This is a genomic window from uncultured Algoriphagus sp., from assembly GCF_963974835.1.
Lineage (GTDB): Bacteria > Bacteroidota > Bacteroidia > Cytophagales > Cyclobacteriaceae > Algoriphagus.
Map to the genome: position 1 here is coordinate 25,290 of NZ_CAXBET010000021.1, position 12,720 is coordinate 38,009.

Sequence of the window (12,720 nt, forward strand, 5' to 3'; positions counted from 1 at the left end):
CCTAATGTTAGCTTATTTGAGGGTGGATTGAAAATAAATTTTGATATAAAAGAAGAAAGCACCCGCCATAGCGGATGCTTTCCTGAAAATTTTAAATAATCATCTTCCTATTCTTGCGCCTCTTTGTGCAAGTCTGTAGCCAAAGCCAGCTTCTCTGCTTCATCAAATAATTTGATGGCTTGCAGATAAACTTCATTGATGTCATTCACCACTTTATAGAAAGCGTTATCATCATAGATTTGTCTACCCAAGTGTGCTTTCACCAGGATCTTCAGATATTCTTTAGACTTATTGAAATCTTTGGCATCAAAGTCAACTTTGTTTTTCTTACCATATTCTACCAATTCATTTAGCATCGCGTCACTCACTTGGTAGTCGGTGTAATATTGATCCAAGGTCATGTTTTCAAACTTGGATTTATTTTCATTTGCGAAATCAAGCACAAATTCACGTGCAGAGTCAGAGTTGAATAATTTATTCACGTAAGAAGAAGACATCGTCGTATCCAAAGGCACAAAGTAATCAGGCATGATTCCTCCTCCTCCATAAACAGTCCTTCCTTTTACGGTTTCATACTTTAAACTGTCGTTAAATTTCACGCTGTCTGCAGAGAAGAATTCTCCATGTTCGTATCGCTCAACCCAGTCTCTTTCATACGCTTCGTAATTAGCTCCGTAAGGCTTTTGGATGGATCTGCCAGAAGGTGTAAAATATCTTGCGATAGTCAATCTTAATTCAGCACCGTCATTTAAGTCGATTGGCATTTGCACTAGACCTTTTCCAAATGATCTTCTTCCTACGATCAAGCCTCGGTCGTTATCTTGGATTGCGCCGGCAAGAATTTCAGAAGCTGAAGCAGAACCCTCATTCACGAGTATAATTACAGATCCCTCTTCAAACATTCCCGGTTTGAATGCATACGCCTTTTGGTTGTATTGCTCTACTTTACCCTCTTGAGAGACGATCAATGCTTTTTCGCCCAAAAGCTCATCAGCCATATTAATTGCCGCTCCCATGTATCCGCCTGGATTACCTTGAAGATCAATCACTAATTTTTTCATCCCCTTGCTTTTCAGATCAGTGACGGATTCTTTAAACTCCTCGTAAGTGGTCGCCGCAAAACGGGTTACTTTGACATATCCAATTTCATCGTTGACCATGTAGGAAGCAATAATGCTGTATTGTGGAATTTTGTCACGGGTGATTTTATACTCGATAAGTTCTTTTTGGTTTTTCCGCTTCATGTCCACCACTACCACAGATCCCTTTGGACCTCGTAGTTTTTCAAATACATCACGGTTAGTAACCCCGATACCAGCCATATTTTCTCCATCGACACTGATTATTTGATCGCCGGATTGGATTCCAAGTGCTTCAGAGGGACCTCCTGTAAGTGGGGCCACTACATAGATCGTATCTCTGATAATGCCGAATTCCACTCCTATACCATCAAATTCTCCATCAAGTTGAGATTGAACTATTGAAGCATCTTTTGCAGGAATATAGCTTGAGTGTGGATCCAGGTGTTCTAGCATTTTATTGATGCCATATTCCACCAATTCGTTGGTATTGACACTGTCCACATAGTCTCTGTTGACATAGGTCATTATTTCCTGCAGCTTGTATAGTGCCGCTCTTAGATCATTTTGATTCCCTTTTGGCTCAGCAAAAGTGGCCCCGATCCAGATTCCTGCTGATATGGCTAGCGCCAAAATAATTGGTAGTCTGATTTGGGATTTAGTGTTTTTTGTCTCGCTCACAGCTTTCTCTTTCAGTTGGTTATATCTTTTTATTGTTAGTGTAAATTACCCAAAAATGCTTTCTTTTCGAATACTCTTTTGATAAAGCTAACAAATGTTTATACGGGGGGAAGGTATAATGGCTCAATTTATTCCCCTTTTTTCTGTTAAAAAAAATTATTTTTGCATGATGAGATCTTTTGGCGATTTTGAAAAGGCACTTCTAGGTGATTTAGTTTCTGAAAACTACGTCTTTGCTTCCGTGCTCCATTATTTCGGAATCAGCTTTTATCAATATCCTACCGAATCCCTTGAAGTGGTTTGCAAAAAGCATAAAGTCCACTCCAGCCAGCTGATCATAGAGCTGGAATCCTGGGCTCAAAGGAAGGAGCCAACTACTGAGGAATTGTATTTAAATCCTATTGAAATTTTGGTGGCTTATCTTAAGAAAAAGCATTACTACTTCGTAAGACAGGAGCTTCCATTTCTATCAAATATTATCTCAGGAATCACTCCTGAGCCACAATACGTTAGCCTAATGGCTGATCTGCGTATTATGTTTCCACTTTTTGTAGAGGATTTTATACATCACATACATGAAGAAGAAAGTCGCTTGTTTAAAAGAATAGAATTACTTCAGGATATAGAGGAAAACAGATTTTCTTTGACAGATGCCATCACCATTTTACAGAGAGATCCTATCCATATGTTAGCAGATCAACATGAGATTCATGACGATGAAATGGAAGGTATCAGAAAATTGACTGCAGATTACTCTCTGGATGCGGATGCCCCCTTGACTATGAAAGTTCTTTACCACGAATTACAGAACTTTGAACAGGAACTTAGAATCCACGCAAAAATTGAAGATGAACTTCTTTTTCCCAAAGCAGTCGAACTAGAACGAGAGGCATTGCGCCAATTCAAAAAGATAACCAGGAAAAACTGATGCCCAGAATACTCGCAATTGACCTGGGAACTAAAAGAACCGGACTGGCTGTTACTGATACCTTAAAATTGTTGGCTAATCCTTTGGAAACCATTGAGACTTCCACGTTGCTAGATTATCTGAAAATTTACTGCGGAAAAGAAGATGTGGACACCTTGGTTTTGGGTTATCCCACCCGCCTTAATGGCCAGGCCAATGAGATGACCCCAAAAGTGATTACCATGAAGGACAGGCTTTCGAAGGCTTTTCCCGATAAAAAAATAGAACTCGTCGATGAGCGGTTCACTTCCAAGATGGCCTTGCAAAGCATGATTTCCATGGGAAGTAAAAAGAAAGACAGAAAAGAAAAAGCCGGAAACCTAGACAAGGTGAGTGCGGCGATTATCCTACAATCCTATTTAGAGAGACAATGATTTATCCTATAGTTGCTTACGGCAATCCAATCCTTAAAAAAGAAGCTGAGGAGATTACCGAAGGAACCGAGCTCGATGAGCTGATCAAGAATATGTTTGCCACAATGGACAACGCCAGCGGGGTAGGTCTGGCTGCACCACAAATTAACCAGGGAATTAGCCTTTTTGTCATCGATAGTTCTTTGATGCTTGACGAAGATGCTGAGGAAGTTGGTATACGCCGTGCCTTTATCAATCCAATAATTCTGGATGAATACGGTGACGATTACAGTTTCGAAGAAGGATGCCTAAGTATCCCGGAAGTACGAGCGGAGATCACCCGACCTGAGACGCTGACCATCGAATACTACGATGAAAACTGGAATCTGAAAGAAGAAGAGTTCTCTGGAATGACAGCTCGTGTAATTCAGCATGAATATGATCACCTCGAAGGAGTGCTTTTTATAGATTACCTGAAAGGTCTCAAGAAGCGCTTGGTGAAATCCAAGCTCATCGATGTAAGTAAAGGCAAAGTATCCACTGATTACCGAATGATTTACCCACTGAAATGATCAAATCTCCCCAACTCAAAATAGCGCTGGTACAGACTAATCTTTATTGGAAAGATAAAGTCGCAAATCTGGCGATGCTGGAAGAGAAAATGTGGGAAATCCCAAATGGAGTGGATTTGATTATTTTGCCGGAAATGTTTCCAACTGGTTTCAGCATGGATGCAGCTGAGTTGGCAGAGCCGATGAATCTTAACGTCTGCAAATGGATGAGGCAGATGGCTTCCCAAAAGAATGCTACACTTGCCGGAAGTGCGATCATTCAAGTGGATGGTAAATATTACAATCGATTACTGTGGGTTAGCCCTGATGGAATGATCCAGTATTACGATAAGAGACACCTATTTCGGATGGCAGATGAAGACCAGTCTTTTTCAGCCGGCGATAGATTACCTATTTTTGAATTGAATGGTTGGAAAATTTGTCCGCAGGTGTGCTACGATTTGCGGTTTCCAGTTTTCTCCAGAAACAAAATGCTGGAAGGAAAATTAGCATACGATCTGATTTTTTATGTGGCTTCCTGGCCTGCTGCCCGAATTTCAGCTTGGGATGCTCTTTTGCCTGCTCGGGCTATTGAAAATTTATCCTTTTCTATAGGAGTAAATCGGGTAGAAGCAGATGGAAATGGAGTGCAGTATAATGGGCATTCTGCTGTTTACGACTTTAAAGGAAATCAACTGGAGTTTCTTGGGGAGAAGGAAACAATCACTGTTTTTGAATTAGAGGCGGAAGCACTGGATTCTTATCGGGAGAAGTTTCCTGCTTGGATGGATTCGGATAATTTTTTGATCAAGTAACCCTTTATTGAAAGGTAGAGTACTTTACGCGAGCGGAATTTGAAACAAGGATATTTTCCGTATTTTAGCCCCCATATTTTAAGCCTCTGTTTCTCTTTTTACAAACCATTTTAAACGCTAAATGGAATGACCAAGAAGTGGTCGATCGTAGATCCGAGGTAAATCAAGCCTTTTTGAATTACTAAAACCATGAGTAACCAAACTCCAAAAATCCTTTATACGCTGACTGACGAAGCACCAGCTTTGGCCACGTATTCCCTATTACCAATAGTAGAAGCATTCACTAAGTCCGCTGGTGTATCAGTGGAAACCCGTGATATTTCGCTTTCAGGTAGAATTATTTCCAATTTCCCGGAGTATTTGACTCCTGAGCAGCAGCTTCCAGATACCCTTGCAGAACTTGGAGATATCGCAAAAACCCCGGAAGCCAACATCGTAAAACTGCCAAATATCTCTGCATCTGTTCCACAGCTTAAGTCTGCAATCAAGGAACTTCAAGCGCAAGGATATGCTCTTCCTGAATATCCGGAGGAGCCAAAAACTGAAGAAGAAAAGACCATCAAGTCCAAATATGATAAAGTCAAAGGTTCTGCTGTAAACCCGGTTCTCCGTGAAGGTAACTCTGATCGAAGAGCTCCCCAAGCGGTGAAAGCTTACGCTAGAAAGCATCCACATTCCATGGGTAAATGGTCTGCAGATTCCAAATCCCATGTGGATAGTATGACTGAAGGTGATTTTTACGGAAGTGAAAAATCGCACACCATGGCGGACGAAACTGTAGTTTCTATTGAACTCCACGGAGAAGATGGTAAAAAGGAAATTCTTAAATCTGGCTTGAAACTCCAAGCTGGAGAAGTGATTGATGCTTCAACGATGAGCATTTCGGCGTTGACTGCATTTCTTCGAAAAGCCAAAGCTGAAGCAAAACAGCAAGGTGTACTTTTCTCCATTCACATGAAAGCTACGATGATGAAGGTTTCTGATCCTATCATCTTTGGACATGCAGTGAAAGTATTTTTTGAGCCCGTTTTTGCAAAGCATATAGCTACCTTTAATGAAGTGGGAATAGATGTAAATAATGGATTTGGGGATTTGATCTCTAATCTGGACAAACTTTCCATTCCTAAAAGAACTGAAGTTGAAGCGGATATCGCAGCATGTCTTGCCGATAGCCCGGACTTGGCGATGGTGAATTCTGATAAAGGAATCACTAACCTTCACGTACCAAGTGATGTGATTATCGATGCCTCTATGCCAGCGATGATCAGAACTTCCGGTCAGATGTGGAATAAGGAGGGCAAGCTTCAGGATACAAAGGCTATCATACCAGATAGATCTTATGCCGGAGTTTATGAAGCTACGATCAACTTCTGCAAAGCTCATGGCGCATTCGACCCTTCTACGATGGGCTCTGTACCAAACGTAGGTTTGATGGCACAAAAAGCTGAGGAATATGGTTCGCACGATAAAACTTTCGAGGTACCTTATGCTGGGACGGTGAAAGTGGTAGATCAGAACGGGAACGAAATTTTCTCCCATGCAGTGGAAGCTGGAGATATTTGGAGAATGTGCCAGACTAAAGATGCGCCGATTCAGGACTGGGTGAAGCTTGCCGTGACCAGAGCAAAACTTTCTAATACACCAGCTATCTTCTGGTTAGATCCAAATAGAGCGCATGATGCTGAGTTGATTAAAAAAGTAAACAAATACTTATTAGACCACGATCAAACTGGTTGTGAGATTTCTATACTTTCACCTGTCGAAGCAACCAAACTCTCCTTGGCTAGAATCAAAGAAGGTTTGGATACTATTTCTGTAACCGGGAATGTTTTGAGAGATTACTTGACAGATTTATTTCCGATTTTGGAACTGGGTACTTCTGCGAAAATGCTTTCGATCGTTCCATTAATGAATGGTGGAGGATTGTTCGAAACAGGAGCCGGTGGATCTGCGCCTAAGCACGTAGAGCAATTTGTGACTGAAGGTCACTTACGATGGGATTCTCTTGGTGAATTCCTTGCTTTGGCGGTTTCACTTGAGCATTTGGGCAGGACGTTCCATAATGATAAGGCTTTGCTGCTAGGTGAGACTTTGGACCTTGCTACCGGCAAATTCTTGGAAAATGATAAGTCTCCAGCCCGTGTAGTTGGTAAACTGGATAATAGAGGAAGCCATTTTTACTTGGCTCTATATTGGGCTCAGGCACTTGCTGCGCAAAACAAGGATACTGAATTGAAAGCGAAATTCACTCCATTGGCTCAGGCTCTCGAAGCAAAAGAAGCTATTATAGTTGATGAGCTGAATGGTTCTCAAGGCACTCCTCTAACTATCGGTGGCTATTTCAGGCCAGATGCGGGGCTAGCTTCTCAAGCGATGAGACCAAGCGCAACCTTAAATGATATTTTGGTAACCTTAGTATAAGATTGACTTGTAAAATAGATGAGGCCACCCGAGGAATCGGGTGGCTTTTTTGGTTTTCTGTAGGCTCATATCTTTAAGGAAACCGATAACAGATTAAGCGTAATAACCTTGATTTATGAGATAGAAAAAGACTCAGCCAAACTTTCCTAACCATTAGACTCAGGCAAACTCATACTTTTGAATGATAGATTTCTTTAATTTGAATTGATGTTTTTAAGTAAGTAATGGATCTTAACTTTTGTTTTAGAAACTATATGAAAGGGTCTAAATCATTTTTTTTAAAATTTTCAGAAACTATTTTTCTATGAAATCGATTGAGAGTGGGAAGATTTCATGTGGTAGTACAGATAGTTTGGGCTAGCCAAATAAATGTAATAACTTAGCCATCCCTCAGGGATTTTTAGCCAAAAGTGGCATACCCGCTAAAGGGATTTTAGGAATCAAACCTATACTCAAATCAAAATAAATATGAGCAAGATTAAAGTTGGAATTAACGGATTCGGAAGAATCGGACGTTTGGCGTTCAGAGTTGCACAAGAAAGAGAAGATATCCAAGTAGTAGCGATCAACGATTTGATCGATGTAGACTACATGGCTTATATGCTTAAGTATGACTCTACTCACGGTAACTTTAAAGGTACCGTAGAAGTAAAAGACGGCGCATTAATAGTAAATGGAAATAGCATCCGTGTTACTTCTGAAAAAAGCCCAGCTAACCTTAAGTGGGGTGAAGTAGGAGCTGATTATGTAATCGAATCTACTGGTATTTTCTTGACTAAAGAAACTGCTCAGGGTCACATCGATGCAGGTGCAAAGAAAGTAGTAATGTCTGCTCCATCTAAAGATGATACACCGATGTTCGTAATGGGTGTAAACGAAGATTCTTACACTTCTGACATGGTATTTGTGTCTAACGCTTCTTGTACTACAAACTGCTTGGCTCCAATCGCCAAAGTATTGAATGATAACTGGGGAATCGAGGAAGGCTTGATGACTACAGTTCACGCGACTACTGCTACTCAGAAAACTGTTGACGGGCCTTCTGCGAAGGACTGGAGAGGTGGACGTGGCGCTGGTCAAAACATCATCCCTTCATCTACTGGAGCTGCTAAGGCGGTAGGTAAAGTAATTCCTGAACTTAACGGTAAATTGACTGGTATGGCATTTAGAGTTCCTACTCCTGATGTTTCTGTTGTTGATTTGACAGTTAGATTGAAAAAGCCAGCTACTTACGCTGAGGTTTGTGCTAAAATGAAAGAAGTTTCTGAGACTACTATGAAAGGTGTTCTTGGTTACACTGAAGACGATGTGGTTTCAAATGATTTCCTTGGAGATCCTAGAACTTCTATCTTCGATGCAGGCGCTGGTATCCAGCTTTCTGATACGTTCTTGAAAGTGGTTTCTTGGTATGACAACGAGTGGGGTTACTCTAATAAAGTAATCGACTTGGTAAGCTTCATTGCAAGCAAATAAGGAAAATTGATTCTCGAAATTTATATGAAAGCCGATCCTAGGATCGGCTTTTTTCATTATCGGGGAAAACAAAAAATGGGGCTAATCACGTTGTATTAAAAAAGCACTTCTATGATCCTTCCTTTTTTTCCATTGAAACTGGTAGTATTTCCAGGAGAAGAACTGAACCTTCACATATTTGAGCCTAGATATAAAGAGCTGATCAAAGATGTAGAGGAAGGTGGTTTGACTTTTGGAGTTTGTACTTTCATTGATCAGCTTTCCGGATATGGCACTGAGGTGAAGTTGGATGAAATTCATATCAGGTATGAAGACGGTAGAATGGATATTAAAACAGTAGGTCAGCGTGGTTTTAAAATTGCAACCTTTGACAATCCTTCACCTAATAAAGGATATGCCGCAGGTGCTATCGAGTGGCTGGAAGATGATCTCAGGGTCCCGGACTTTTTGCATCATGAGTATATTTTCTACCTCAGGGAAATGCTTCATTTACTGCATTACGATGTGAGCTTTAATCCTGCAGACATAGATTCATTTTCTTTTTCTCATAAAATAGGTCTCAAACTGGAAGAGGAATTAGAACTTATCAAACTCCCGTCTGAAGAAAAAAGAACGGAATTCCTCATCAACCATCTCAAAAGAATCATACCGGCTCTAAAAGCGGCTGAGCAAGCCAAAGAGAAAATCAAACAAAATGGACATTTTAAGCACCTTGATCCATTAGATTTCTAATTACTGCTTTATTTCTTGAGCTCGCATCAAATCATCTGTAGCCTGCAAAATTTTGCTTTTCAGGATTGGGTTGTAGTCTGGGTTTTTATGTAAAAATTCCGAGACGATTTTAGCAGCCTCAGACGAGGTGTATTGCCCAGCAGTAACCGACATCCATCTCTTTGGGAAAAAGATGTCTCCAGTCTTCTGAATGTCTTCCAATAAGTCCAAAGCGAGCGGAAGGTGCTTGATTGCTGAACTCTGATTCAGCGGATGGTGAATAAAGCCACAAGCTGATAATACCCAGGATTCTTTTTCCCGATTGTCAGCTTCTTTAAATGATTCAAAGAAAGTGTCTCTTTCAGATACATTTTGTGATAAAGCTGGGAGAAGAAAATCAAAGCGGTCAAGTTTATCTGGATTGCTGATTCTGGATCGTTCTTCAGTTAAAATTTCATTTGCTTTTGGGTGACCATAAAGCGCTAAGTTCATAGCCAAACTGGTGAAATTGTCTGGGTTGAGTTTCAGGTCTTTGATCTCAACTTCTTTCTTCCAAACTGAATACAATCGATCCTGACCAATCGATGAATAAGCGATCCCACTATAAAGTGAGAAGATAGTTTTCTTTAGATTGGTACTAAGGTCCTTTTGCAATTGACTCCAAAGTTGGCTTTCCAAACCTGGAAGGACTTGTGCCCGCTGATTATCATTAAGGTATTTCCAGAAAATAGGGCTGAGTTCTCCAGAAATCAATCTTGAAAGTATTTCATTTTCTTCAAGTTCAATTCCCTTTTGAAAAGTCTCAAAAGCCAACATTGGCTCGATGTTCCCTGAAAGTATGTTCTCAAATAAGTTGATGTAGGATTGTCCGCGCATCACTTCATCTGTGAGCGTAGGGATGTTTGACAGAGATGCCTGATCCAAAGGAAAAACCCCATAACCTAAACCATTGCTATTGTAAAGAATAGCTGAAGGTTGTTTTGCACCTCTAGCTTCTTTCAAATCCAGAGTTTTTTCCACCATAGAAACCGAAAAGGTTTTACTCTCCTCAGGGTAAAAAAAGGTGATATCAAAAAGCTGAGGCCAGATTTTGTCTGAACCATCCTCTGCGTTTTGTGTAATTACAAAAGAACTGATTGTTCCATCATTTGCGAGCTCGATTTTATCAGAAAGGATAGGTCTTCCGGATTGATTTACCCAGACTTCACTCCATTGCTGAAGATCCATTTCTGTGTTTTCATCCAGAATTTCCACTAGCTCATTCCAATCGGCATTTCCATTTGCGTAAGTTTTGATGTATTTCTGGATGCCTTTCTGAAAGGCAGCTTCTCCCATAGCCGTTTCCAGCTGTCGCATCATGATCGGAGCCTTGTCATAGATAATGCTTCCATAAAGTGAGCCAGCGTCCTTCAGGTTGGCTAATTTTTGCTTAATCGGATTGGTTCCTTTCGTACGGTCTTCTCCATAGGCAGAAGGATAGTGGTTGGTTAGAAATGAAAGCTCGTGATTGATGTTAGGGTAGGTGGGGTTGACAAGTTTGCCAGCCACGAAGTTTGCAAAAACTTCCTTCATCCAAACATCCTCAAACCAATCCATCGTCACCAAATCACCAAACCACATGTGAGCAGTCTCATGGCCTATCAATTTTGCCCGGCTCAAAAGCTCCGAGTCAGTAGCAGTTTCATCCAAGAAAAGTGAGGACTCCCGGTATTGAATTGCCCCAACATGCTCCATTCCGCCATATTGAAAAATAGGAATAGTGGCAAAATCAAGCTTCTGAAATGGGAAAGGGTAGGCGGTATATGCTTCTAAGAATTCCTTTGCTTTTTGATGTAAAGTAAAGAGCTCGGGAATGCTGGCTTCTATTTTTTCAGGATTGGTTTCGCGGTAAAGCATAGTTTGTGGAAAGTCAGAATCTGACCTTGCCTCTTCAAATTTGCCCGCCACAAAGGAAAACAGATATGTGCTCATCAAATCTGATTTGGAAAAGCGATGAGTGACGAACTCACCATTTTCCTCAGAAGCTGTTTCTGGCGCTCCTGCCAAGACTTTCCAGTCTTTGGGAGCAGTAATCGTCAGCGAGTAGTTTGCCTTTAAATTTGGCTGATCAAAACACGGAAAAAGCGTGCTGGCTCGGTCTGGAACTAATAGGGTATAAAGGAAGTCGTCATTTCTATTGAGCGATAGCTCACCTGCTTTAAATTCTATTGCGATAGAATTACTTCCTTTTGTCAGTGATTCCTTAGGGATAACCAAATGCTGGTCTCTATGATCGATCTCTGTTTTCTTTCCATTTACCTCGAGAGAAAGCAGATGTGAAGATTCCTCATGAAAATCTAAAATCAATGGATGTGAAAGATCAGAGATTTCAACTTTCAATATCAAACTAGATGGAATTGAGGCCGACTTTTCCGCAGGAATTTCAAAAGTCAAGTTGTAATGAATGTCCGATACTTGCTGTTTTCGGAATTGGGCTAACTCAGATGAGATTCCGGAGTCATAGAAATGTGCGTCTGACACAGGTTTTTCACAGGAAGAGAATAGCAAGGCAATACCAAAAAGCAGCAGGAGGTTTTTCATGCTTCAACAATCAACATCTTTTGGAAGATTAGCAAGTTGAATTCCATCAGCGTACGAAGATGGGTTTACATCCGGGTTACATCTGATTTTTTGATATAGGCGCTCTTGTCTTTCCAGTCTACCTCGTACCAGATGTCTTTGCTTGATTTGATGTGCACACGATGTCCTGGTTCCACCATATCTATTAATTCACCACCTGCGGAGGGTTTACTAACAATAAAGGTTGGACTACTTGTGACAAGGGCTGTTCGTGACCCGGTTAGAAAATTGTTTGCGATAAAGACCAACGCGAGCAGGAGGAGTGTTGGCCAGAAAGTTTGGGTTTTCTCCGATTTTCTCCCTGTAATCCAGCTTGTAAAAATGGACAGCACGAGAAAAAACACTAAGATTCCCACTATGTATTCCTGGTATTCTGTAAGAAATATCATAAATCGTTCGCCATCGCTCACTTCATACCCTACCAAAGAACTCTGTCCGGTTAGGCTTTTGATCTTAGTTATGGCTTGTGGATTAGGATCCAAATCGTAGTATTTGCTGAGATAAAGTGTAGCCCTTTCATTGTCACCAATACCTTCGGAAATGAAAGCCATTTTCAGCAACATTGCTGGTGAATAAATACCGGATTTGTAATTAGAATCATAGATTTCCATTGCTTCCTTGTAGCTTCTCGTATTAAACAAAGAATCTGCTTTTTTTAGATCATTTACATCTGCTTGACAATGAAAGCTTTGTAGAGATATCGATAAAAATATCAAAAGTTTTGCGAGAAAGATTGATTTCACGTTTGGCATTTAAAATTTGTCCCCTTATTTTTGCAGTCCAATTACGGCAATGATCTGGCAAAAAGCAAGGCTAGGGAGTCAATTTGAAAGGTTTTAAGTGACCATCTGATGGTTAAATTTTCTGAAAATATTCAGAGTAATATGATTCCATAGCTCAGCTGGTAAAGCATCCCGATTTTGTCGGGAGGGTCCTAGATTTGAGTCAAAAAAGAAATAAAACAGTGAATAATGATTCACTAGAAATAATATAAAGTACCGATTCCGTAGCTCAGCTGGTAGAGCAATACACTTTTAATGTATGGGTCCT

General features: G+C 40.6%; 10 protein-coding genes. 7 read left to right on the forward strand and 3 right to left on the reverse strand.

Features of this window, described 5'->3' with window-relative positions; translation table 11 throughout:
• Window positions 1-107: 107 nt before the first annotated feature.
• Window positions 108-1,760 carry a S41 family peptidase gene (locus AACZ73_RS22000; protein ID WP_339881076.1) on the reverse strand — a complete coding sequence of 551 codons (1,653 nt, stop codon included), beginning with the start codon at window positions 1,758-1,760 and terminating at the stop codon, window positions 108-110.
• A gap of 169 nt (window positions 1,761-1,929) precedes the next feature.
• Between AACZ73_RS22000 and AACZ73_RS22005 the strand changes: the two genes are divergently transcribed.
• The 7 genes from AACZ73_RS22005 (at window position 1,930) to AACZ73_RS22035 (ending at window position 9,072) form a co-directional block, all read left to right on the forward strand.
• Window positions 1,930-2,688: a hemerythrin HHE cation-binding protein gene (locus AACZ73_RS22005; protein WP_339881093.1), complete on the forward strand. Its 759-nt coding sequence runs from the start codon at window positions 1,930-1,932 to the stop codon at window positions 2,686-2,688.
• On the forward strand, window positions 2,688-3,101 hold the full coding sequence (gene ruvX / locus AACZ73_RS22010; protein ID WP_339881077.1) for a Holliday junction resolvase RuvX: 414 nt from the start codon (window positions 2,688-2,690) through the stop codon (window positions 3,099-3,101). Before AACZ73_RS22005 ends, ruvX begins: the two co-directional genes overlap by 1 nt.
• A complete protein-coding gene (gene def / locus AACZ73_RS22015) occupies window positions 3,098-3,652 on the forward strand; it encodes a peptide deformylase (protein ID WP_339881079.1) in 555 nt (184 codons plus the stop codon). The genes ruvX and def overlap by 4 nt, the downstream gene beginning before the upstream one ends.
• Window positions 3,649-4,446, forward strand: a complete 798-nt coding sequence (locus AACZ73_RS22020) for an amidohydrolase (RefSeq protein WP_339881081.1) — start codon at window positions 3,649-3,651, stop codon at window positions 4,444-4,446. The genes def and AACZ73_RS22020 overlap by 4 nt, the downstream gene beginning before the upstream one ends.
• Before the next feature lie 189 nt (window positions 4,447-4,635).
• Window positions 4,636-6,867, forward strand: coding sequence for an NADP-dependent isocitrate dehydrogenase (locus AACZ73_RS22025; RefSeq protein WP_339881083.1), 2,232 nt, complete (start codon window positions 4,636-4,638; stop codon window positions 6,865-6,867).
• 468 nt (window positions 6,868-7,335) lie between these two features.
• On the forward strand, window positions 7,336-8,340 hold the full coding sequence (gene gap, locus AACZ73_RS22030) for a type I glyceraldehyde-3-phosphate dehydrogenase (RefSeq protein WP_339881085.1): 1,005 nt from the start codon (window positions 7,336-7,338) through the stop codon (window positions 8,338-8,340).
• 111 nt (window positions 8,341-8,451) lie between these two features.
• Complete coding sequence (locus AACZ73_RS22035; protein WP_339881087.1) at window positions 8,452-9,072, forward strand: LON peptidase substrate-binding domain-containing protein; 621 nt, start codon at window positions 8,452-8,454, stop codon at window positions 9,070-9,072.
• Here the strand turns inward: AACZ73_RS22035 and AACZ73_RS22040 are convergent, their stop codons facing one another.
• Window positions 9,073-11,631, reverse strand: a complete 2,559-nt coding sequence (locus tag AACZ73_RS22040; RefSeq protein ID WP_339881089.1) for a M1 family aminopeptidase — start codon at window positions 11,629-11,631, stop codon at window positions 9,073-9,075.
• A gap of 65 nt (window positions 11,632-11,696) precedes the next feature.
• The gene (locus tag AACZ73_RS22045; protein WP_339881091.1) at window positions 11,697-12,311 is read right to left on the reverse strand and encodes an SH3 domain-containing protein; all 615 of its coding nucleotides are present in this window, start codon (window positions 12,309-12,311) and stop codon (window positions 11,697-11,699) included.
• Between the last annotated feature and the right edge of the window lie 409 nt (window positions 12,312-12,720).

Coding starts and splice junctions, on each gene's coding strand:
- AACZ73_RS22020 (WP_339881081.1), top strand. CDS start 3,649: ATGATCAAATCTCCCCAACTCAAAATAGCGCTGGTACAGACTAATCTT.
- gap (WP_339881085.1), top strand. CDS start 7,336: ATGAGCAAGATTAAAGTTGGAATTAACGGATTCGGAAGAATCGGACGT.
- def (WP_339881079.1), top strand. CDS start 3,098: ATGATTTATCCTATAGTTGCTTACGGCAATCCAATCCTTAAAAAAGAA.
- AACZ73_RS22025 (WP_339881083.1), top strand. CDS start 4,636: ATGAGTAACCAAACTCCAAAAATCCTTTATACGCTGACTGACGAAGCA.
- AACZ73_RS22005 (WP_339881093.1), top strand. CDS start 1,930: ATGAGATCTTTTGGCGATTTTGAAAAGGCACTTCTAGGTGATTTAGTT.
- AACZ73_RS22040 (WP_339881089.1), bottom strand. CDS start 11,631: ATGAAAAACCTCCTGCTGCTTTTTGGTATTGCCTTGCTATTCTCTTCC.
- AACZ73_RS22035 (WP_339881087.1), top strand. CDS start 8,452: ATGATCCTTCCTTTTTTTCCATTGAAACTGGTAGTATTTCCAGGAGAA.
- ruvX (WP_339881077.1), top strand. CDS start 2,688: ATGCCCAGAATACTCGCAATTGACCTGGGAACTAAAAGAACCGGACTG.